The 20,719-nt window shown below is 58.3% G+C and carries 18 protein-coding genes and 3 pseudogenes; 14 read left to right on the top strand and 7 right to left on the bottom strand.

From position 1 onward, the window contains the following. Positions 1–77 precede the first annotated feature (77 nt). From AC0V6O_RS08170 to AC0V6O_RS08155, 4 genes are all read left to right on the top strand, one after another. On the top strand, positions 78–1,685 hold the full coding sequence (locus AC0V6O_RS08170) for a long-chain fatty acid--CoA ligase (RefSeq protein ID WP_486143087.1): 1,608 nt from the start codon (positions 78–80) through the stop codon (positions 1,683–1,685). A 12-nt stretch (positions 1,686–1,697) separates the two neighbouring features. Beyond that, positions 1,698–2,243, top strand: coding sequence for a pseudouridine synthase (locus AC0V6O_RS08165; RefSeq protein WP_486145554.1), 546 nt, complete (start codon positions 1,698–1,700; stop codon positions 2,241–2,243). 12 nt (positions 2,244–2,255) lie between these two features. Beyond that, a complete protein-coding gene (locus tag AC0V6O_RS08160; RefSeq protein ID WP_486143085.1) occupies positions 2,256–2,693 on the top strand; it encodes a DUF1330 domain-containing protein in 438 nt (145 codons plus the stop codon). Between the two features lie 168 nt (positions 2,694–2,861). Further along, positions 2,862–3,326 carry a hypothetical protein gene (locus tag AC0V6O_RS08155; RefSeq protein ID WP_486143083.1) on the top strand — a complete coding sequence of 155 codons (465 nt, stop codon included), beginning with the start codon at positions 2,862–2,864 and terminating at the stop codon, positions 3,324–3,326. A 14-nt stretch (positions 3,327–3,340) separates the two neighbouring features. Here AC0V6O_RS08155 and moaB read toward each other — a convergent pair whose 3' ends face one another. From moaB to AC0V6O_RS08140, 3 genes are read right to left on the bottom strand one after another with little or no spacing between them, the layout of a single operon-like run. Next, complete coding sequence (gene moaB, locus AC0V6O_RS08150; protein WP_472638785.1) at positions 3,341–3,871, bottom strand: molybdenum cofactor biosynthesis protein B; 531 nt, start codon at positions 3,869–3,871, stop codon at positions 3,341–3,343. A gap of 6 nt (positions 3,872–3,877) precedes the next feature. Next, positions 3,878–5,644 (bottom strand): lytic transglycosylase domain-containing protein, encoded by a 1,767-nt coding sequence (locus tag AC0V6O_RS08145; protein ID WP_486143080.1) that lies wholly within the window; start codon positions 5,642–5,644, stop codon positions 3,878–3,880. Continuing rightward, the gene (locus AC0V6O_RS08140; RefSeq protein WP_486143078.1) at positions 5,644–6,453 is read right to left on the bottom strand and encodes a uracil-DNA glycosylase family protein; all 810 of its coding nucleotides are present in this window, start codon (positions 6,451–6,453) and stop codon (positions 5,644–5,646) included. The genes AC0V6O_RS08145 and AC0V6O_RS08140 overlap by 1 nt, the downstream gene beginning before the upstream one ends. A gap of 91 nt (positions 6,454–6,544) precedes the next feature. Between AC0V6O_RS08140 and AC0V6O_RS08135 the strand changes: the two are divergent. From AC0V6O_RS08135 to AC0V6O_RS08100, 8 genes and pseudogenes are all read left to right on the top strand, one after another. Then, positions 6,545–8,192 (top strand): annotated as a pseudogene (locus tag AC0V6O_RS08135) (electron transfer flavoprotein-ubiquinone oxidoreductase). Continuing rightward, positions 8,192–8,647, top strand: coding sequence for a hypothetical protein (locus AC0V6O_RS08130; protein WP_486143076.1), 456 nt, complete (start codon positions 8,192–8,194; stop codon positions 8,645–8,647). The pseudogene AC0V6O_RS08135 and the gene AC0V6O_RS08130 overlap by 1 nt, the downstream one beginning before the upstream one ends. Continuing rightward, complete coding sequence (locus AC0V6O_RS08125; RefSeq protein WP_486143074.1) at positions 8,644–9,450, top strand: 4-(cytidine 5'-diphospho)-2-C-methyl-D-erythritol kinase; 807 nt, start codon at positions 8,644–8,646, stop codon at positions 9,448–9,450. Before AC0V6O_RS08130 ends, AC0V6O_RS08125 begins: the two co-directional genes overlap by 4 nt. A gap of 8 nt (positions 9,451–9,458) precedes the next feature. Continuing rightward, positions 9,459–10,181, top strand: a complete 723-nt coding sequence (locus tag AC0V6O_RS08120; protein WP_486143072.1) for an N-formylglutamate amidohydrolase — start codon at positions 9,459–9,461, stop codon at positions 10,179–10,181. A gap of 41 nt (positions 10,182–10,222) precedes the next feature. Next, a complete protein-coding gene (gene ilvD / locus AC0V6O_RS08115) occupies positions 10,223–11,944 on the top strand; it encodes a dihydroxy-acid dehydratase (RefSeq protein WP_486143070.1) in 1,722 nt (573 codons plus the stop codon). Continuing rightward, on the top strand, positions 11,925–12,299 hold the full coding sequence (locus AC0V6O_RS08110) for a hypothetical protein (RefSeq protein ID WP_486143068.1): 375 nt from the start codon (positions 11,925–11,927) through the stop codon (positions 12,297–12,299). The genes ilvD and AC0V6O_RS08110 overlap by 20 nt, the downstream gene beginning before the upstream one ends. Continuing rightward, positions 12,296–13,690 (top strand): NAD(P)H-hydrate dehydratase, encoded by a 1,395-nt coding sequence (locus AC0V6O_RS08105; RefSeq protein ID WP_486143066.1) that lies wholly within the window; start codon positions 12,296–12,298, stop codon positions 13,688–13,690. The genes AC0V6O_RS08110 and AC0V6O_RS08105 overlap by 4 nt, the downstream gene beginning before the upstream one ends. A 23-nt stretch (positions 13,691–13,713) precedes the next feature. Then, a complete protein-coding gene (locus AC0V6O_RS08100) occupies positions 13,714–14,901 on the top strand; it encodes a class I SAM-dependent RNA methyltransferase (protein ID WP_486145552.1) in 1,188 nt (395 codons plus the stop codon). Between the two features lies 1 nt (position 14,902). Here the strand turns inward: AC0V6O_RS08100 and AC0V6O_RS08095 are convergent, their stop codons facing one another. The 4 genes and pseudogenes from AC0V6O_RS08095 to AC0V6O_RS08080 form a co-directional block, all read right to left on the bottom strand. Then, positions 14,903–15,682: a hydrolase 1, exosortase A system-associated gene (locus tag AC0V6O_RS08095; RefSeq protein ID WP_486143064.1), complete on the bottom strand. Its 780-nt coding sequence runs from the start codon at positions 15,680–15,682 to the stop codon at positions 14,903–14,905. Further along, positions 15,679–16,308: a hypothetical protein gene (locus AC0V6O_RS08090; RefSeq protein WP_486143062.1), complete on the bottom strand. Its 630-nt coding sequence runs from the start codon at positions 16,306–16,308 to the stop codon at positions 15,679–15,681. Before AC0V6O_RS08090 ends, AC0V6O_RS08095 begins: the two co-directional genes overlap by 4 nt. A gap of 59 nt (positions 16,309–16,367) precedes the next feature. Continuing rightward, positions 16,368–16,650: pseudogene (locus tag AC0V6O_RS08085) on the bottom strand (acyl carrier protein). Between the two features lie 134 nt (positions 16,651–16,784). Then, the gene (locus AC0V6O_RS08080; protein WP_486143060.1) at positions 16,785–17,762 is read right to left on the bottom strand and encodes a GNAT family N-acetyltransferase; all 978 of its coding nucleotides are present in this window, start codon (positions 17,760–17,762) and stop codon (positions 16,785–16,787) included. 35 nt (positions 17,763–17,797) lie between these two features. Here AC0V6O_RS08080 and AC0V6O_RS08075 point away from each other — a divergent pair. Together AC0V6O_RS08075 and AC0V6O_RS08070 are read left to right on the top strand one after the other, a co-directional pair. Beyond that, a pseudogene (locus tag AC0V6O_RS08075) lies at positions 17,798–19,334 on the top strand (acyl-CoA ligase (AMP-forming), exosortase A system-associated). Next, a complete protein-coding gene (locus AC0V6O_RS08070) occupies positions 19,331–20,575 on the top strand; it encodes a pyridoxal-dependent decarboxylase, exosortase A system-associated (RefSeq protein ID WP_486143058.1) in 1,245 nt (414 codons plus the stop codon). Before AC0V6O_RS08075 ends, AC0V6O_RS08070 begins: the two are co-directional and overlap by 4 nt. Positions 20,576–20,719: the final 144 nt, after the last annotated feature.

The raw sequence follows: 20,719 nt of genomic DNA, 5'->3' as shown, positions 1-20,719 counted from the left end.
TGCGCGCCCCGGACTGATCGCTAGTCTCTATGAGCAAAGCCATGAACGGCAAACAACGAATTTGGGAGAGTGGATAAATGCTCGGAGCGATGCAAGACTGGACGATGCGGATCACACATGTGATCGATCACGCCGCGCGAGAATCTGGCACCCGCGAAATCGTAACACGCTGGGCAGATGGCAATGAGACCCGCACGAATTGGGCAGGCATTCGCGCTGATGCCTTGAAGATGGCACAGGCCCTCGAAGCGCTCGGTGTGAAGAAAGGCGATCGTGTCGCCAGTCTGGCGATGAACCACTCGCGCCATCTTGTTAGCTGGTACGGCGTCGCTGGGATGGGCGGGGTATTGCACACCGTGAACCCGCGACTGTTTGAGGATCAACTCGAATACATCGTCAATCACGCTGAAGACAAAGTGCTGCTGTACGATGCCGCCTTCCAGCCCATCGTCGACAAGATGCGCGACCGCTGGACCACGATTGAGCACTATGTTTGCTACGATCCAGCAGACGGTTTTGATGGTCACGCATTTGAGAGCTGGATCGGCGCGCAAGATGGCGAATACAATTGGGCCGAGGTGGGCGAGCGTGATCCGTGCATGCTGTGCTACACCTCTGGCACGACAGGCAATCCCAAGGGCGTACAGTATGAGCATCGCTCGACCGTGCTTCATGCTGTTGCCGGATTGCAGCCATCGACATTCAATTTCAGCAGTGCCTCGGTTATGTTGCCGGTGGTGCCGATGTTTCATGCGGCGAGTTGGGGCCTTCCCTATGCTGGCGCGATGGCGGGAATTAAATTCGTGTTCTCCGCAGTCAATGATCCAGCGGTTTTGCACGAGTTGATGCTGCGCGAGAAGGTGACTGACAGCGCTGGTGTGCCCACAGTATGGCTCGCCCATTTCCAATATTGCGACAAAGAAGGCATTGATCTGCCACCGCTGAAAGCCGCAACGATCGGCGGTTCTGCCTGTCCACGCTTTATGATCGAACGGCTGATGAAGAATGGCACACGGGTGCAGCACGCCTGGGGTATGACGGAAACGTCCCCAATCGGAACGGTTGGCGGACCAACCCATGATTGGGACGAGCTTACGTTTGAGCAAAAGGTTGATAAGACCGCAATGCAAGGTCGCCCGATCTTTGGCGTGGAACTGCGCACTGTCGATCTTGATGATATGGTCACCGAATTGCCGCGCGATGGCGTGGCTTCCGGTGCGTTACAAATTCGTGGTCCCTGGATTATTCGGCGCTATTTCAAAGGCGAACAGGATGCAGTCAACAACGAAGGGTGGTTCGACACGGGCGATGTCGGCATCATCCATCCCGATGGCACCCTTCAATTAACCGACCGCACCAAGGACGTGATCAAATCAGGCGGCGAATGGATTAGCTCGGTTGAGTTGGAGAACGCGGCGGTTGGCCATCCAGACATTGCAGAGGCTGCCTGCATTGGCATGCATCATCCGAAATGGGATGAGCGGCCCGTGCTGTTCGTCGTAAAGAACGAGGGCGCGGACCTCTCGAGTAACGATGTGCTAGAGCATCTCAAACCCCTGATCGCGAAATGGTGGATGCCCGATGCGGTCGAGTTTGTGGATGATATTCCGCACACGGCAACAGGTAAGATTTCCAAGAAGAACCTGCGCGACCGGTTCAGCGATTATAAGCTCGAAGGCGCTTAGGAGGCCGCCGCAATCGCTCGGCTGATCCTGCTGAACAAACCCTTTGGTGTCCTGTCGCAATTTAGCGGCGGCAAGGAAGGCGTTCAAGACACGCTGGCGCATCTGATCGATATGCCGGCGGTCTACCCTGCTGGGCGTCTGGACAAGGATAGCGAAGGGCTGTTGCTGCTGACCGATGATGGCCGATTACAGTCCCAGATAGCCGAGCCGCGCTATAAGACGGAAAAGACCTATCTTGCGCAGGTCGAAGGTGAGCCAGAGACGCAAGCGCTGGAGGCGCTGCGACGTGGCGTGAAGCTGAAAGACGGTATGACTAAACCGGCCAAAGCAGCGAGGATTGACTTACCTGAGTTGTGGGATCGCGATCCGCCGATCCGCTTCCGCAAGAATGTGCCAGATGCTTGGATTTCTCTGAGCATATCGGAAGGGAAGAACCGGCAAGTGCGGCGCATGACAGCCGCCGTGGGCCTTCCGACCTTGCGCTTAGTGCGCTGGAGTGTCGGAGATTGGTCAGTTGAGGGATTGTCGCCCGGTGAATGGCGCGAAATTGCAGTTTGAGGAGCCAAGTTGATGACAAACTATATCGATCCCAGTCCGAATAATTTTCAGGCATTCAAGGATCTGCCACGCGATGAGCCGATCCATATGCTCAACCTGCTGCGCTATCGCGACATTGCCGAGTATCCTGAAGGACATGAGCGTCACGGCAATGGTTGGAGCGGACGGCGGGCCTATAAAGAATATGGCGCGACCAGCGGTCCAATTTTTCGCCGGGTTGGCGGGTCGATTGTTTGGCGCGGCGCATTTCAAACCATGGTCACTGGGCCGGAGCCGGATGACAAGGTGTGGCACGATGGCTTTGTCGCGCAATACCCGAATAGCGGGGCGTTCTTCCAAATGATCAAAGACCCGAACTATCAACTGGCCGTTGTGAATCGCAGCGCCGCCCTGATCGACAGCCGATTGATGCGATTTAAGCCGGGCGAGGGCGGGGACGTGTTTGGATGATGGTTCTCTGGCGAAACTGCGTTTTCAGTCATACGTCGAAAGCGGACAAAAAAAGGGAAAGTTAACCCAATGGTCCAAGGCTTTCTTAGCCAATCGGTTTAATCGGTTGGGAAAGCCATCGGCCTAACGTGGATGCCTAGTCTAATCTAAGGATCCCGAGGTAAGGCCATGATCAAACTGTCAAAACATCTGTGCATTCTTGCTGGGCTCTTTTCAAGCAGTGCAGCACTCGCCAGTGATTCTGGCTGGATGATTTCTGAGACAGATGGGCAGGTTTCGATCACCCGCGATGCTAAGGCACTCTATGCCGCCAAGGGCACACGTTTGGAAATCGGCGATGTGGTGCGCACCAGCGAAGGTGGCCGCGCAGTGTTGGTTCGCGGGGAAGAATTCTACATCGTCTCGCCCAAGGCTCAGGTCCGCATTAAGAAGGCTGAAGAGCAAGGCGTCGCTGCACAAGTGTTCCAATACTTCGGCGAAAAAGTGCTTGGAATGGAGCGCAAGTCCAAAGGAACGCCTGGTACGAAACAGCCAGTGCTTGCCGCTGTTGTGAAGGGTTATGGTGACAAGCCAGAAAAGCCTGACCTTAAGGATTTCGACGCATCAATGCACACCCTTAATCCAAGCGAGTAACAGGCGCGAGGGTGCTATTTCTCGGTTAGCCGAGGCATCAGTTCCACGAAATTGCAGGGGCGATTGCGGTTATCCAATTGCTCGCTGAGGATCCCGTCCCAGCCATCCTTCACCGCGCCGTTTGAACCGGGCAGGGCGAAGATATAGGTGCCGCGTGCCACAACCGCGCAGGCGCGCGATTGGACTGTGCTGGTGCCGATGGTCTTGAAACTAAGCCAACGAAACAATTCGCCAAATCCGGGAATGTCTCGCGCGTCTTCGATCCGGGACAGCGCCTCTGGCGTAACATCACGCCCGGTCAGGCCAGTCCCGCCGGTGCTGACGATCGCATCAATATCGGGATCATCAATCCAAGCATTGAATTGATCAACCAGAGTGCTTGCATCGTCTTTGATGATCTCTCGCGCAGCCAACGAGTGGCCCTTCGCGCTGACTCGCGCGGCGAGAATATCGCCCGACGTGTCGGTTTCTGGGGTCCGCGTATCGGAAACGGTTAGGACGGCAATATTGATCGGGGTGAATGGTTTCGCCTCATCAATGGCCATCGCGCTTTACCTTTCCAAACGTGCAGAGCGCCCCATAGACATTTGCGGAAACTCTGGCCAGCGCCCTTCGGCGAGAGCCCGGCGACTTGGCGAAGAAACTCCCGCAGCGCGCTCATACATCCAGTAATTGCGCATCACGATCGCGACATAGCCACGCGTTTCCCAATAGGGGATCGATTCCATGTAGAGCAGCGGATCATCATAATCGCGCACTTCACTGTTCCACCGACTGATCGGCGTAAGCCCTGCGTTATAAGCAGCCATGATCTTTGGAAGTTTGCCCTCGGTGGCGTAGCTGTCGCGCAGCATCTCCAGATGGCGCTGTCCATAAGCGAGGTTGACCTCTGGATTGTTGAGATCGGCATAGCTCGCGCCAAGGTTCAGGCGGCGATTGTGATCACGCGCCGTTCCGGGCATGATCTGCATCAGCCCGCGCGCATTGGCTGGGCTAACCGCGCCAGCGCGGAAATTTGATTCCTGCAAAGCGTGAGCAAAGGCGAGGGCGGGATCAACCGTCCAGCCTGTCGCCGGTTGCCAGCGGGCCACGGGATAACGCAATGATGGGTCAGAGCGCATGCCGCGCGGGGCGTTGTGCGCCATGAACAATTGCGTTGATGGCATGCCAAGCTCACGGGCAAAGCGCGCCAGCAGAGGAAATTCGTTCGGATTGCCGATCCGCGCCTGATGGCGCAGCACTTCATCGGCCAGCACGGGACGGCCAATCTCGTTTAGCGCGGCTGCGATGCGCGGATTGGTGCTTCGTTGCAGAACGCTCCAGTCATCCCGCGTGAAAGGCGCCGGCTTGGCGCTATCGGGCACCTTCACGCCCAATTGCTCACCCGCCAGCAGGCCATAGAGCGTCTCATCATGGCGCGCGGCGGCGCTAAGGTGGCGCTGGGCCTGGCCTGGCTCGCGGCAGCGGACCAGCGAGCGATGCGCCCAATAATGCGCCGCAGCGGTCAGTTCTACATTGGAGGATCGATCAGCGGCGCGGGCAAAGCTCTCACTCGCTAGCGCGCAAAAACCCTGGCGCCATGCGGCTAGGCCAGCGACCCATTCACCTTCGGCAACCCAAGCGCCGGAACCTTCCGAGACAGTTTCGGCCAGGGCCTGCGCCGAGGTGTCATCATTCTCGATGTAATAACTCCACGCGACCTTCTGACGCCATTCTGCTCGCGCAGCAGAGCTGAGCTGCGGGTCGACCTCAATCAACAGGCTGTGCGCGCCCGCCGGATCATCGTTCTTTATACGGTCGAGGATCGCCGACTTGGTGCTGGATGGCATTGTGCCATCATTCACCGGACGCGGACGGATCCGCTTTGATGCATATGGTTGCCGGCTAAACCGCTGAGCCTGAGGTAAATAGGGCAGGTTTTCGACACCGCGCTTTGCGCCCATCCGCCCAAGCTGTGCCGCCTGAGGCAGGTTCACACCATCGTCGAACCAGCGGGCAATCCGCTCCGCCTCAATCTTTGGGCTTTTGGCATGGGTGTAATATTCGGCGCGCGCGATCTGGTGCAGCAATCCGCCCCGGCGCTGGGCCAACATGCCTTCAACACGCTCCCACTGCTGCGCGTCAATCGCACCAAACAGGTCAGAATAAAACGCGCGCTCATTTGCCGACAGGACAGTTGGCACAGCCTCGCTGCGCCCATTCGAGCTCGCATCGTAATGCGCAACCATGCTGCCCGCTTGCGCCAAAGCGACGCTCGGCGTGGCAAGTGCGGCGGCGAATGAAGCGGCCAATATTACTGGCCTAAGGCTTTTCGCCATCACCGATTTGCCGACCATTCAATCCATCTCCGCCAAAAACGCGCTTTCAGCCTTGGGCTTGCCATCAGGCTTTCCAGACTTTCGCTAACAAGAAGCTTAGTTAATGGCTCACTAGGGTTGTTTTCTGGTGCAGATGTGTGGTTACTTTTTTGTGAATTGATTGCGTCTTGCGCCGCTGCGTGGCCCAAAAGCGGCGGGATGTTTGAACCGAGCGCCAAAACCTTTTCTGGTGCGGCCAATTTAATGTGCAGGGCCAAGACCTCTGCCATTCCCGCATGAGCCAAAGCGGCAGTGTCGGCCATGGGTGTAGGCCGGGTGAGGGCGGAGGCGAAGTAGACCTCATCCTGTGTAAAGCCCATTGCGGCCAGCATATTGGCGAGCAATCGCCCCTGCGGCCCGGATAGCAATTGTTCGCTGTCGTCATCCTCTGGCGCGAGCACCAGCACCATTAGCTTCGCGCCGCTCTTCCCGCGTGGCGGCACGCGGCCGCGCGGGCCAATCGGATCGAGACCCGGCGCATTCAGCCACCATTCTTGGAATGCCGCTAGGTCGCTCGGTGCGTCCTGGCCCAGTAAATCGCCCTTCGGTCCAAGAGTTTTTTGCGGATCGCTGATTTCGGCCTTTTGCGAAGTCCCACCCGATTTTTGCGGCTTCTTCGCCTTAGCACCGTCGCCTGGCTCTGCCTCACGTTCTGGCTTCGCAAGCCAATCCGTAACGTCATCGGCAAAGTCGATGTCCACGCCGGCCGCGCGCCACCAATCAAGGGCAGCAACAAATTCTCGGGACAAAGGCGGAGCGGGGGCGGACATACTGTTAATCGGAGGTCTTGACCTTAGCCGTGGCAGTTAGCAAGTGGGTAGGCACGCAAACTCTAGGATTATTCGGGGATCAAATAGGCTCATGAGCGAACGGGAATCAATGCCATGTGACGTCGTTATTGTCGGCGGCGGTCCAGCGGGCCTCTCTGCGGCAATTCGGCTGAAGCAGATCAATGAAGAGCTTGAGGTTGTAGTCCTTGAAAAGGGCTCCGAAATTGGCGCGCATATTTTGTCTGGCGCGGTGGTTGATCCAAAGGCCCTGGCTGAGCTGCTGCCGGAATGGCGCGATATGGATTGCCCAATGGCAGAAACACCAGTGACCGATAACTGGCACTGGGTTCTGTCAAAAAACGGCAAAACATCGATCCCGCATCTCGTAATGCCGCCCCTAATGAGCAATCACGGTTGCTATACCGGTTCGCTGGGCAATATGACCCGCTGGCTGGGTGAGCAAGCCGAAGCGCTGGGTGTGATGGTCTTTCCCGGCTTCCCCGCGAATGAAGTGATGTTTGATGACAAGGGTGCGGTGCGCGGTGTCATCACTCAGGACATGGGCATCGCCGAGGATGGTTCACAAAAGCCCGACTATCAGCCTGGCATGGAGATCGAGGCCAAATACACCCTGTTTGCAGAGGGCGCGCGCGGATCGCTGACCAAGCAAATGAAGGCGAAATACGACCTTGAGGCCAATTGCGAGCCGCAGGTTTACGGCCTTGGCATCAAGGAATTGTGGGACATTGAGCCGGGCAAGCACGTCCCGGGCCGCGTCATTCACACGCAAGGCTGGCCGCTCAACGAAAGCGGCACATGGGGCGGCGGTTTCTTCTATCACCAGGCGAACAATCAGGTCGCGATCGGCTTTGTCACCGCGCTGGATTACAAGAACCCATGGGTCTCGCCCTATCAGGAATTCCAACGTTGGAAGACGCACCCAGAGATCAAAGCGATCCTCGAAGGCGGCAGCCGCGTTGCTTACGGTGCGCGCGTCATCAACGAAGGCGGTTGGCAGTCGGTGCCAAAGCTCGCCTTCCCAGTGCGGCGCGTTGATTGGCTGTGCAGCTGGCTTTGTAAACGTACCCCGCATCAAGGGCAGCCACACCGCCATGAAGAGCGGGATGCTGTGCGCGGAGGCCATCGCCGCAGAGATCGAAGGGCACGAAAGCCAGCCAGAGCTTCAAGGTTATGAACCCGCTGTCCGTTCCAGTTGGATTGCGGACGAACTTAAGAAGGTTCAGAATGCGGAGCCTGCCGTTGCCAAATACGGCGATGATCTCGGCACTATTCTGGGCGGGATCGACATGTGGATGCGCACGCTCAAGATTGGCCTGCCGATCAGCATGAAGCACCATGCCGACTACACCATGACCGGGCGCGCGGATCTCTATCCAAAGATCGACTATCCGAAGCCCGATGGCGTGATCAGCTTTGACCGCCTGACCAATGTCGCCTTCAGCTTCACCAATCACGCAGAGGACCAACCGGTTCACCTGCAATTGGGTGATGCGGACCTGCAAAAGGCGAGCGAATTTGACGTCTTCGGCGGTCCTTCAAACCGGTATTGTCCGGCGGGCGTCTATGAGTGGATCGAAGAAGAAGGCAAGGAGCCCAAATTCCAGATCAACTCGCAAAACTGCGTCCACTGCAAGACCTGCGACATCAAAGACCCGAACCAGAACATCAACTGGGTCACACCAGAAGGTGGCGGCGGTCCGAACTATCCGAATATGTGATGGCGGAAGGGGATGAGACTGGGGTGGCACCCGAAGTAATCGAATACCGGATCAGAGCACAGATAGTATGGTATCTCGAAACTGCATCTTCGCCCGATGAGCAAAGAGAATACGAAAAGAACATTATCGAGGCAAAGTCGCCTGGCTTGGTCCCAGCCGAAATGATCGAGCAGTGGGCCGATTGGGTATTAACCAAAGGTCATGACTACAAAACGGTTTTAATTGATCGGTATTCCGAGCCAGTGTTCTCCAAGGCAGAGCAACAAGCAATTTTGGATTTCCACGAAGTCTGGAATGAGACAGCCGATACCACACCTGATCCATTGCCTTGGACCATTGAGGACCTGATCGGTACCCCCGAATGGGATCGGTTTGTTATGGAGGCTAAGAAAGCACTTGCTGTTTTCATGCGTCGTGGACATTTGCTCGATCAAGCAAAGTTCGACAACGAATGAAGGAAACCGCCTACGCCAAGATCAACCTCGCGCTGCATGTCCGCAGCCGCAGGGACGATGGCTATCACAAGCTTGAGACATTGTTCGCTTTTGTCGATGCGGGCGACACGCTAACGGCGCGCGATGCCGAGCAGGACAGCGTCCAAACAATCGGCGAATTTGCGGGCGGGATCGACAATCCGATGGATAATCTCGTGACGAAGGCTCTTGGCCTGCTGCCGCGCGCAGAGGGTCTTGCTATCACGCTGGAGAAGAACCTTCCCGTCGCCGCTGGCCTTGGCGGAGGCTCCGCCGATGCGGGTGCGCTGTTCCGCATTGTTGAGCAAACACATGGCCTGCCAGATGATTGGATGGAGCGCGCCACAAAGCTTGGCGCGGATGTACCATGCTGCGTGAGGAGTGAGACCGTAGTGGGCCGGGGCACTGGCACCGAATTGGAGCCAATCGAAAGCGATCTTACGGGCACGCCAGTCCTACTCGTCAATCCGCGCGTGCCCCTATCAACCGGCCCGGTGTTCGAAGCGTGGGACGGGGTCGATCGCGGCGCCTTGCCCTCAGGGATAGCTCGCGAAATCGCGCTGTCTGGCCGCAATGACCTGACCCAGCCAGCGATCAGCATATGCCCAGCAATCGGCACTGTCTTGGACGCGCTGGACGCCACAAACGCTTGGCTCACCCGCATGTCCGGCTCCGGCGCGACGTGTTTTGCGCTCTACGATAGTGAGGCCGCGCGCAATGCAGCGCAAGTGACTATCACACAAAGCCACCCGGATTGGTGGCAATTGGCGGGCAAACTGCGATGATCTCTCCCATGATTGATGAGAATCCCTTCCGGCAAATGGGCGAGCCGACGCGCGGCGGGATCGTCTGTGTCGCAGACCATGCCTCAAACTTCGTGCCAGAAGACGTCCCGCTCGGCATTCCAGACGCGCTGCTGGAAAAGCATATTGCAATCGACATTGGCGTGCACGGCGTGGCCGTTCGCATGGCCCGCGAGCACGGCATTGCCGCGCATCTCGCCACTGTCAGTCGCCTCGTCACCGATCTTCACCGAGAAGAAGACCATCCCGGCGTGGTGCCGACAGAAAGCGACGGTCACCTGATCCCCGGCAATATCGGCGCCGATGTGGAGGGGCGGTTAGAGCGGTTTCACAGGCCCTATCACGCCGCGCTCGGCGATTGGCTCGATGAAGTCGCGCCCAAGCTGATCATTTCGCTGCACAGTTTCACACCGCAGTTGGAATCGCGCAGCGAAGACCGCCCTTGGGAAATCGCGCTGCTCTACAACCAGGACGACCGCGCGGCGCGCCATGCAATCCGCCTGTTTGGCGAGCAGGGCTTAAACGTCGGCGATAACGAGCCCTATTCCGGGCGCGAACTCAACGCCACGATGAACCGTCACGCGGAGGCGCATGGACGCTATTATTGCGCAATCGAGGTCCGCCAAGACCTGATCGCGACGCGCGTGGAGCAATCACGTTGGGCAGCAATGATCGCAGATGTGTGCGGAAGGGTTGCACTCGCGCTCGACTAGCGGCAGTGGAGCTTCATCAGAGCTTCAATTTGAGAAATATTATGTCTTCGCGCTTCGATAAAACGAAACTTCCCAGTCGTCACGTCTCGGTCGGGCCAGAGCGTGCCCCGCACCGTTCCTATTATTATGCGATGGGGATGAGCGAGGAAGAGATCGCGCGACCGTTTGTGGCGATTGCAAGTGCGGGCAATGACAGCGCGCCGTGCAACACCACGCTCGATCCGCAGGCGAATATTTGCCGCGAGGGCGTGATCGAGAACGGCGGAACGCCGCGCCGTTTCAACACGATCACAGTTACCGATGGCATTGCGATGGGTCATCAGGGCATGAAAAGCTCTCTGATCAGCCGTGAGATTATCGCAGATTCGGTCGAGGTCTCCGTGCGCGGGCATTGTTATGACGCGCTGGTTGGCTTTGCTGGCTGCGACAAGAGCCTGCCCGGCATGATGATGTCAATGCTGCGCCTCAATGTGCCGAGTATCTTTGTTTATGGCGGCTCCATCCTGCCCGGTACGCACCACGGCAAAGACGTGAATGTTAAGGACGTGTTCGAGGCCGTTGGGCAATACGCAGCGGGGAATTGCCCTCTCAAAGAATTGGTCGCACTGGAAAAGGTCGCTTGTCCTGGCCACGGCGCTTGCGGCGGACAATTCACCGCCAACACCATGGCCTGCGTCGGCGAGGCGATCGGATTGTCCCTGCCAAACAGCAATATGACGCCGGCTCCGTATAAATCGCGCGAAGAAATTGCGCGGGCTGCGGGTGTCCAGGTGATGAACCTGCTGGAGCTGAATTTGCGACCCCGCGACATTTGCACTCGGGAAGCGTTTGAGAATGCAGCACGTGTGGTGGCGGCGACTGGTGGTTCAACCAATGCGGCGCTGCATCTGCCTGCGATGGCTAGTGAAGCGGGCATTGAATTCGACCTGTTCGATGTCGCGGAGATATTTAAATCAACGCCTTACATCGCCGACCTGCAGCCTGGCGGGCAATATGTCGCCAAGGACATGCATAAAGCGGGTGGTATCTACATGGGCATGAAAACCCTGCTCGATGGCGGTTTCCTAAACCCCAACCTGATGACCGTGACCGGTAAGACCTTGGGCGAGAATATCGAAGAGGTCACCTGGAACCCCGATCAGAAGGTGTTTTACGAGGTAGCCGAGCCAATCACCCCTACGGGCGGCGTGGTAGGCTTGAAAGGATCGCTTGCTCCCGATGGCGCAATTGTGAAGGTCGCGGGGATGGAGCGGTTGCAATTCACCGGCTCTGCGCGCGTTTTCGATTGCGAGGAAGACGCCTTCGCCGCCGTTGAGGCGCGTGACATTGCCGAGGGCAGCGTGATCATCATTCGGTATGAAGGACCGAAGGGCGGGCCGGGCATGCGCGAAATGCTCTCCACTACTGCGGCGCTTTATGGGCAGGGAATGGGCGAGAAAGTCGCGCTCATCACCGATGGCCGCTTCTCCGGCGCAACACGAGGCTTCTGCATCGGCCATGTCGGACCAGAGGCGGCGGATTGCGGACCGATCGCCTTGGTTGAAGATGGCGACGAGATCGTGATCGATGCGGAGAACGGCACGATCGATCTCAATGTCGGCGAGGACGTGTTGGCCGAGCGGCGCAAGGCCTGGCAGCCGCGCACCAATGATTATCAGGCGGGCGCATTGTGGCGCTATGCTCAGAATGTCGGTCCTGCTAGCAAAGGCGCGCTCACTCATCCAGGAGCAGCAAAGGAAACTCATGTATTTGCGGATATCTAACGCTGGGCTGATCGCACTCCTCACGAGCGGCGTGCTCGCTGGGTGCGGCGCAGAGCCTGCCAGCACACCGCATGGCAGCGATGTTGATTGCGCGATAGGCCCGGGCGCGGATTATTCAACCGTCTGCACTTTGGAGCAGGCCGCGGATGAGAGCGGCGCGTTCTTCCTGATCCACCACCCTGATGGCGGGTTTCGCCGGGTCAAACATGATGCAGCCACCGGCGATCTTGCCGCGATGGACGGGGCAGATATGCTCCAGGATCGCAGCCTTGATCCGGCCAAGGTGCGCGAGTTCGTAATCGGCGAAGACCGCTATTTGATCCCGGCGGAGATGCTGGCCAGCGCACCAGAGTGAGTGATCGCCAGGTTCTCACCGCCGCCCAAATGCAGGCCGCTGAACAGGCGATTTTCGATACAGGTGTAAGTGTTGATGAATTAATGGCTGTCGCTGCTGGCGGCGCGGCGGAATGGGTCCGGCGTATTGCTGCGGGCAGGGCGGCGACCGTGCTGTGCGGACCAGGCAACAATGGCGGCGATGGGTACGTAATCGCAGAGATTTTGCGTCAAACGGATTTGCAGGTGATGGTGGTGGCACCGCTCACCCCGACCACTGATGCTGCCAAGAACGCCCGCGCTGGTTTCAAAGGCGAAATACTCACATCCAGCGGCGCGGCGGTGGGTAGCGTCTTCGTCGACTGTCTGTTCGGCTCCGGCCTATCGCGAGAGCTTTCAGCCGAACATGCGTTGCTGCTGCGTGATCTGGCTGAGCGCCACGATTTCAGGATCGCAGTCGACCTGCCATCCGGAGTGCACTCCGATACGGGTGCGGTCCTAGCTCAATCGCTTCCCAGTTATGACATTACGTTGGCATTGGGCGCTTGGAAATTCGCGCATTGGCGGTTGCCAGCCCGTGAGGCGATGGGACAAAAACTGCTGGTGCCGATTGGCATTTCGGCGGTCGAGGGCGTGGCTCAATTGGTTGGCCGCCCGGCCATTAAAGCTCCGGCAAACGACGCCCATAAGTACACCCGCGGAATGTGCGCGATCGTGGGCGGGGAGATGCCGGGCGCCGCGCTGCTTGCGAGTAAGGCCGCGATGCGCGCCGGGGCGGGATATGTGCGACTGTTCAACCAGGAACCCTTGGCTGGTGCCCCCGCCGGATTGGTGGTTGATCCGATGCCACTCAAGGTGGCGCAGGACGACAAGCGGATAAAGGCGATGTTGATCGGTCCGGGATTGGGTCGTCACGAGGGCGCGATCAAGGACCTAGAAACAGCCTACAAGCATGGTTGTGACTTGGTCCTGGACGCCGACGCTCTGAGAATCTTGCCGGTGCATCTGATTGATGATTGCGCCAATGTCCTGGCGACCCCGCACGATGGGGAACTGGACGCTCTGTGTCAGACGTTCGCTGTGATCGCAGAAGGGCGCCAAGACCGCGCTCAGGCTGTTGCAGCGGCAAGCGGCATGGTGATCCTAGCCAAAGGCCCAGAGACAGTGATCGCCGCACCTGATGGCCGTTTAGCGTTGGCACCGCACGCCTCCAGCTGGCTGTCAGTAGCGGGAACGGGCGATGTGCTCGCAGGGATCGCGGTCAGCCGAATGGCAACAGGCCGCGATGCATTCACTGCGGCCTGCGAAGCAGTGTGGCTTCACGGCGCGGCTGCGCGTATGTGCGGCGCGGCATTTACGGCTGATGATCTGGCCGATGCCGTCAGCGGGGCAATGAGTGAAGCGTGTGAGTGAAAAGTTTGAGTGATTCTGAGGCAATGGAGATCGTCAGGCTAGCGGCCAAGGGCGATGGAGCGAGCGCAGACGGCCGCCATGCGCCGGGTGCGTTGCCTGGAGACGTAGTCGCCAATGATGGCACTGTCACGCGCGGCCCGCATCACGTTACTCCGCCTTGCCAGCATTTTGACCGCTGCGGCGGGTGCCAATTGCAGCATGCCGATGAAGAGAGCTTGACGGAATTCGTGCGCTCCCGAGTGGCCAATGCGGCCGAGGGGCAAGGGCTGGAGCCCCGCGAGCTGATGCCAGTGCATCTCTCACCGCCGCAAAGCCGCCGCCGCGCAACATTGCATGCCTTGCGCAAGCATCGGCGCGCATTACTCGGCTTTCGCGAGGCAGGATCGCATAAGATCGTAGATCTCAAGGAATGCCCGGTTCTGCTCCCTGAACTGGCAGCGATGATCGTGCCATTGCGCGCCTTTATCGCCGAGCATGGCAGCAAGGCTCCGGTCGATATCGTACTCGCCTGGACCGATCAGGGCGTTGATTGCAGCCTCACCAATATCACTTTGGAAGGGTTGGAGGCGACAGAGGCAGCACTCGATTTCGCGCGCGATCAAGGTCTTGCTCGGCTTTCGATAGATCAGGGATACGGCGCTGAAACCGTGTGGGAGCCTCAACCCATCAGCATCACATTATCGGGTCTGCCCGTGCCCATGCCTGCGGGCGCTTTTCTGCAAGCGACCCGCGATGCGGAGACGCGCATGCTCAACGATGCGTCGGATTGGCTGGAGGGCTGCGGCGTGGTCGCTGATCTGTTCTCTGGCCTCGGTACATTTGCCTTTGGCTTGGCACAGGGGCGCAAGGTCTTGGCCGTAGAGGCGGATCAAGCGGCTCATCTGGCTTGCAAATCTGCTGCTGCGCGCGGTCAGCGAGAAGTTCATGCGATGCACCGCGACCTCTTTCGAAACCCGCTCGACGCTAAGGAAATCAGCAAGTTCGCCGCCGTTTTGCTTGATCCGCCGAGGGCCGGTGCACGCGAACAAATCGGCCAAATCGCGCAAAGCACGATTGAACGGGTCGTCTATGTCAGCTGCAACCCATCAAGTTGGGCACGTGATGCCGCACGCTTAGTGGAAGCGGGGTTCACACTGGAGAAACTGCGCCCGGTGGGGCAGTTCCGCTGGTCAACACATGTTGAGTTGGTGAGCCTGTTTACTCGGGAGTAGGTTAGGCGCGCAGTCCAGCAAGTATCTGGGCGCGCAGCCAGTCGGCAGCATGCGCCTCAACATAGGAATGTCCTGCCCCTTCACAGGTCGCAATCCGAGGGTCATCTGCTACCCAATTGGCGGCAAAAGCCTGGGCCGTGCGGTCGCTGCTAGCGAGCAGAATGCGTACCTGGCCGGAAAAGCCAGCAAGTCCGGCCTGCATTTCGGCAGCTAAACTTGTCGGCTCAGGCGCTGAACGTAGCGATCCAGTCAACCCGCGCGCCAGCTTGCGCAGATCAACGCCCCCACGCAGAAAGCGTATAATCTCACGCGGATTTTTGAGTTTTTCAGCGTAACGAGCGCGGATCGCATCGGGTGGAGGCAAATCCGTCGCTTCGTTGCCTTCAATCGTCCAGGGGTTGGACAGGATCAAACCGTCACAACCCGCACCGTTTGCCAGCATTAGGGCCGAGGCCGCATCGCAATTGCCAAAGGCAATGATCCGCTCAACTTGTGGCGCTATTGCTCGAAAGGCTTCGATGGCAGTGCGAATATCTTGTTCTGATTTGCGGAAACCGCGATTTTCACCCTCGCTATCCCCGATCCCGCGCCGGTCAAAGCGGAACACGGGGAAGCCAGCCTTAGCAATCTCTGCGGCTAACCGCGCCTGGCCGGAAAATGCACCTGCGCGAATTTCATTGCCGCCGCTGACGATCAACATACCCGTTGTGCCGGGCGCAGTGTCCAACGTGCCCGCGCATTTGAGCGTTCCGCAGCCATAATCCATATGCAGCCGGGTCATGGTGCGACCAGTTCTTCAGCAAGCAGCGTGGCGAGAGCGACGGCTTGTTCCGGGTCTTCATCCGGTTCGGCACGCAGCCATAGCCCGCGCCCGCCTAGTTCGCTTTGCGTGATTTCGGTCAGGCTACCGATGGAAACTTCATCCGCCTGCTCCAATTCACGCACCAATTGTGCGCCCAAATCCCAGCCCGCCAAAACCATGCCGCTTTCGCGTCCACTTTGCATCAATGTGTCGGAGCTTTCATCAGCCCCATCTTCGCGAGCGGCGATCACTTGCGCACGGATCATACTGCGCAGCTGCTTTGCGCCCGTTTGCGGGACATAGGCCCAACCGGGAAGGCTAGGCGGCGCAAACATCACGCCCGCCCGAAAGGTCAGCACATGGGTCGCCTCGCAATGGCTTGCAGCGGCGCCCATCGCCGCCTGCCATGCGCCCACGCTCTGCTGTGCCAATGGGGCAGTGCTCTCGTTCCAACCGGGCAGATCGGGCATGGCTGAACCAATTTCCAGATCATTGAGCAAACGCATCACTTCAATGATTTGCCTGCGGAACTTGTTGTGTTCGTCGAATAGCGGCGGGATCACAAGAACGCACGGGCGCCCAGCATGCTCAAATTTCGCCAGCATTTCTTCTGAGATTTTGCCGCTTGGATGCGGGCAGGGCCAGTGAGTGAGCACGCGCCCGATCAGCCTTCGATGATCTTGGCCTCGGCAAAGGCGAGCAGCCCGCCATAGGTTTCAAGCATTTCACCATCGACGTCGTCATCCTCGATAACAATGTCGAGCCTGTCTTCCATCTCGGTCAGCAGGCCCGCAACCGCCATCAGAATCGAGTTCTGGCAAGTCGCCGAACAGGCCGGTTTCCGGTGTGAATTCGTTCACGCTCTCAGCGTCCAACCCCAGCACATCGGCGATGATCGCCTTGAGATCACGGTCAATCGCCCCACGGCTTTTGCCGAGGCCCGACATATCCGTCTGCTCTGATGCGGTTGCCGAATTGTCGGTGACCGGATTGCTACTCATGCGCCCCTCGTTTGCCGGAATTTCGCGAGTTTCTACTGATACGGGCGCTCGCCTTAGCTCTGCACCTCTCGCTTCGCAAGTCACCCGGTGCTTTGACGAATGAGCCGCTTGGCCAGTGCAGGCCAGGCCTTGGGCTGGCGCGGATCGAGGCAATCAATTCGGTAGCGATGGCGGGTCTCGCCCATCCAATCCGCTTTGTAGGGCTGATCACCGGTTCCAAAATCGACCAATTGGACGTGGTCCTGGTCGATGACCCGTTCAAACAAGGCAGCAGTCAATGTGGTGCCTGCGGAGAGATGCTTATGACTCTCTAGATGCGCGAGCTTGTGGATGTATGCACGGCCATTTTCAACCGTCCAGCATTGTGCAGCGACCGCCGTCTCGCCTTCATAGGCAAGGCCTAGGCGTAAGCGCCTTTCGGCTCCCTCAGCGTGTGCAAATTTACGCAGCATCGCGGGTTCGTCTTCCTCAGGCTTCCAACTGGCGGCGTAAATTGCCTCATAATTGTTCCATGCAGCCTCATCGAACGTGTCGAGGATCTGGGTGCGCACCTTTTTCGCCTTACGCTTCAGCGTCGTGCGCATCTTGCCAGGCCGCTCGGCCCAATACTCCGCAAAACTGCGCCCATTAACCTTCAATATGTGGTTGAGGTCGCATGCCTCGCTCACAACGCTCCACCCGGCAGCCTTGAATGCCTTTGCAAGCCGAGTGGCCGAGCCATTTTCGTCGGGTACAGGCTCCAGCGTTACGCGGTGGCCGCGCGTCTTTAGGTTGCGCGCAATTTCCAGCAGCAGACGGTCGCCAAGATCACCAGGCGGAGCCAGTTCGCGCCACGTGAAGTTGTACCAATTACGCATTGGAGTGAGGTGGCCTGTGCCTGCTTTTAGGGCCAAGGCTGCGCTGCGATCACCTTCTTTCGCAATCACGATCAGCGGCTTAAGACCGGTTTCAGCCAAGAGACCAAACCATTCCGCGCGCTCAAATGGCGAGGTCACCGCGCCATCATCCGCTTGATGACATAGGTCATGCAAGACGTTAACGGTATCATGGTAACTCACGGTGATCACTCGATCGTGCCCCTTCGGAAATTGTCATGCCAAGCACCTTAGACGAGACAGCCAAACCGCTCGACCACATTGCCGAACGCGGCGTGGAATGTGGCCGCGCTGATGCGCCTGCTCTGGTGCTTCGTGACCGGACGTTTAACCATGAGGAGTTAAGACAGCGTGTCGCTGTCTTGGCGGGATGGCTTAAGAGCATTGTGCCAGAGAAAGGCGCTCGTGTAGCGAGCTGGGCGGCAAAGGGCGAGCTGACCTGTCTTCTGCCATTGGCGGCGGCGAGGGCGGGCCTGGTGCATGTGCCGATCAATCCGCTGCTAAAACGTGCGCAGGCGGCGCACATCTTAGCAGATAGCGGGGCGAGCTTGCTGATTGCTAATGCTGCACGGCTTAAATCGCTTGAAGCCGGCAATTTAATAGCTTCCTGCGCCGCGATGGAGGAAAATGAGGCGCTGTCTACGGCGACCACACATGATACGCCGCTTGGTCCGTCCAAAGCCGATCCGAGCGAGCTCGTAGCTATTCTCTACACCAGTGGCTCGACGGGGCGGCCCAAGGGCGTGGTTCTGAGTCACGCGAACCTGTGGCTCGGCGCGGTTAGCGTCGCCGATTATCTCAAAATGGCAGGCGATGATGTAACCTTGTCGGTCCTACCATTGAGCTTTGATTACGGGCAGAATCAACTGCTTTCAACGTGGCATGCGGGCGGTTGTATTGTCCCGCTCGACTTCCTGTTTCCGCGCGACGTGATGAAGGCCTGCGCCAAGCATCAGATCACCACCCTGGCCGCTGTGCCACCACTGTGGGTTCAGCTCACCGAACTGGAGTGGACACCAGAGGCCACCATTTCCATGCGACGGATGACCAATAGTGGCGGCGCACTCACCACTGAGTTGGTCAGTGATCTGCGCCGGATATTCCCCGATGCGGATCTCTATCCGATGTATGGCCTGACCGAGGCGTTTCGCTCAACCTTTCTTGATCCGGCATTGGTCGATCTCGCACCCAACTTCAATGGGTAAGGCCATTCCTTTCGCAGAAATTCTTGTCGTCAATGATGCGGGGGAAGTCGCTGAACCCGGTGAGGAGGGTGAGCTGGTTCACTGCGGACCACTGGTCGCGCAAGGATATTGGCAAGACCCAGAGCGCACCGCTAAGCGATTCAAGCCTGCGCCGCGTCAATCGCGCTATGGCGGGACAGCGGTGTTCTCCGGCGATCGAGTTCGACGGGACGAAGATGGTTTGCTCTATTTCGTCGGTCGGCGCGATGCGATGATCAAAAGCGCCGGCAACCGGATCAGTCCCGCAGAAATAGAAGAAGCCGCGATCGCCTGTGATCAGGTGCAAGAGGCGGTTGCGCTTGGTCTGCCAGACGAGCGTCTTGGCCATGCAGTACATCTCGTGGTGCGCGGGACCGAAAGCGAGGCGTCGCACAAAGATCTGGTTAAAAGGCTCAAGCGGGAGCTTCCGAATTTCATGCAACCTCAGACGATCCATTGGCGCGATGCGATGCCGATCAATCCCAATGGGAAGATTGATCGCACGGCCCTGTTAAGGGAGTTAAGCCAATGACATCCCTCGATAAGACCAAGGCACTTGGGCCAATTCCAGCAGGGTTTGCGGCACTTGAGGGCGAACTGGCCATTGGCGGTAAGCGGGCGAGCGAATGGGCAGCACAGGCGGGTAAGACGCCGCTGTTCGTCTATTCGAGAGATCGCCTCAATACGCGGGTCGCAGAGCTGCGCGCTGCTCTGCCGGCGCGCATCGGCATCAACTATGCGGTCAAAGCCAATCCCTATGCCCCTGTGATCGCGCATATGGAGGCTTTGGTCGATGGTTTTGACATCGCCTCCTCTGGTGAGCTTGCCATGACCAATGCCGCCAGAATTGATCCGGCGCGTGTCAGCTTCGCCGGTCCGGGCAAACGTGATGACGAGCTGGAAGCTGCCATTTCTGCAGGAGTCACGCTCAATTGCGAGTCTGAAGGGGAGGCGCACCGCTCCCTCGCCATCGGCGAGAAACTGGGCAAAGCTCCTCGCATGGCTCTGCGCGTGAATCCAGATTTTGAGCTGAAAGGCTCCGGTATGAAGATGGGCGGAGGCGCCAAGCAATTTGGCGTTGACGCAGACAAGGTGCCCGTTCTGGCGCGCGAAGTGATCGCAGCGGGCGCTGAGTGGCGCGGCCTGCATATTTTTACAGGCAGTCAGGCCTTGAGCGCCGAGGCAATTATAGAAGCGCAGGGCAATGTGCTGAATTTGGCAGCAAAATTGTCAGACGCGATTGGAGAACTTCTGCCAAAGCTCAATATGGGCGGCGGATTTGGTATTCCCTATTTCCCCAATGATGATGCGTTGGACTTGTCTGCGGTCGGCGCTGCTCTGCATGAGTATGTGGCGAACCTCCCGGCGGTGTTGCAAGATACAGAGCTGTGTCTTGAGCTTGGGCGCTATCTCGTTGGCGAGTCCGGTGTTTATCTGACGCGGGTGATAGACCGCAAGGTTAGCCACGGCACAACCTATCTGGTCACCGATGGCGGACTGCATCACCAACTTGCCGCATCCGGTAATTTCGGAACGGTTGTACGCCGCAATTATCCGGTTGCCATCGCCAATCGTTACGATGCGCCGGCGGACGATATCGTCAATGTGGTCGGCTGCCTATGCACCCCGCTAGACCGACTGGCCGACAAAGCTGGCCTGCCGCGCGCAGATGTTGGCGATTTGGTCGCTGTGTTTTGTGCTGGAGCGTACGGAGCGAGCGCCAGCCCCAGCGCGTTCCTTGGCCATGGACCTGCGGCGGAAATGCTCGTTTAAGAGCTGAAAACCACGCAATTATGCGCGTTTAAAGTTTGGCAAACCGCTGTCCCGAAACGGGATAGGGGGCCAAAACAGGCGTTATTACTAACACAATGTTCACCAATATGAGCGAGAGAGTTCGGGTCATTCGCGGGTCCAGTG

The organism is Erythrobacter sp. JB2-19 (genome assembly GCF_057365005.1).
The sequence above is the reverse complement of the archived record's forward strand: the minus strand, read 5'-3'. Positions and strand labels throughout refer to the sequence as shown.

Excerpts from the sequence above, each read along its gene's own strand:
- AC0V6O_RS08170 (WP_486143087.1), top strand. The coding sequence starts at position 78 with ATGCTCGGAGCGATGCAAGACTGGACGATGCGGATCACACATGTGATC.
- AC0V6O_RS08160 (WP_486143085.1), top strand. The coding sequence starts at position 2,256 with ATGACAAACTATATCGATCCCAGTCCGAATAATTTTCAGGCATTCAAG.
- AC0V6O_RS08155 (WP_486143083.1), top strand. The coding sequence starts at position 2,862 with ATGATCAAACTGTCAAAACATCTGTGCATTCTTGCTGGGCTCTTTTCA.
- moaB (WP_472638785.1), bottom strand. The coding sequence starts at position 3,871 with ATGGCCATTGATGAGGCGAAACCATTCACCCCGATCAATATTGCCGTC.
- AC0V6O_RS08145 (WP_486143080.1), bottom strand. The coding sequence starts at position 5,644 with ATGGCGAAAAGCCTTAGGCCAGTAATATTGGCCGCTTCATTCGCCGCC.
- AC0V6O_RS08140 (WP_486143078.1), bottom strand. The coding sequence starts at position 6,453 with ATGTCCGCCCCCGCTCCGCCTTTGTCCCGAGAATTTGTTGCTGCCCTT.
- AC0V6O_RS08130 (WP_486143076.1), top strand. The coding sequence starts at position 8,192 with ATGGCGGAAGGGGATGAGACTGGGGTGGCACCCGAAGTAATCGAATAC.
- AC0V6O_RS08125 (WP_486143074.1), top strand. The coding sequence starts at position 8,644 with ATGAAGGAAACCGCCTACGCCAAGATCAACCTCGCGCTGCATGTCCGC.
- AC0V6O_RS08120 (WP_486143072.1), top strand. The coding sequence starts at position 9,459 with ATGATTGATGAGAATCCCTTCCGGCAAATGGGCGAGCCGACGCGCGGC.
- ilvD (WP_486143070.1), top strand. The coding sequence starts at position 10,223 with ATGTCTTCGCGCTTCGATAAAACGAAACTTCCCAGTCGTCACGTCTCG.
- AC0V6O_RS08110 (WP_486143068.1), top strand. The coding sequence starts at position 11,925 with ATGTATTTGCGGATATCTAACGCTGGGCTGATCGCACTCCTCACGAGC.
- AC0V6O_RS08100 (WP_486145552.1), top strand. The coding sequence starts at position 13,714 with ATGGAGATCGTCAGGCTAGCGGCCAAGGGCGATGGAGCGAGCGCAGAC.
- AC0V6O_RS08095 (WP_486143064.1), bottom strand. The coding sequence starts at position 15,682 with ATGACCCGGCTGCATATGGATTATGGCTGCGGAACGCTCAAATGCGCG.
- AC0V6O_RS08090 (WP_486143062.1), bottom strand. The coding sequence starts at position 16,308 with ATGCTGGCGAAATTTGAGCATGCTGGGCGCCCGTGCGTTCTTGTGATC.
- AC0V6O_RS08070 (WP_486143058.1), top strand. The coding sequence starts at position 19,331 with ATGACATCCCTCGATAAGACCAAGGCACTTGGGCCAATTCCAGCAGGG.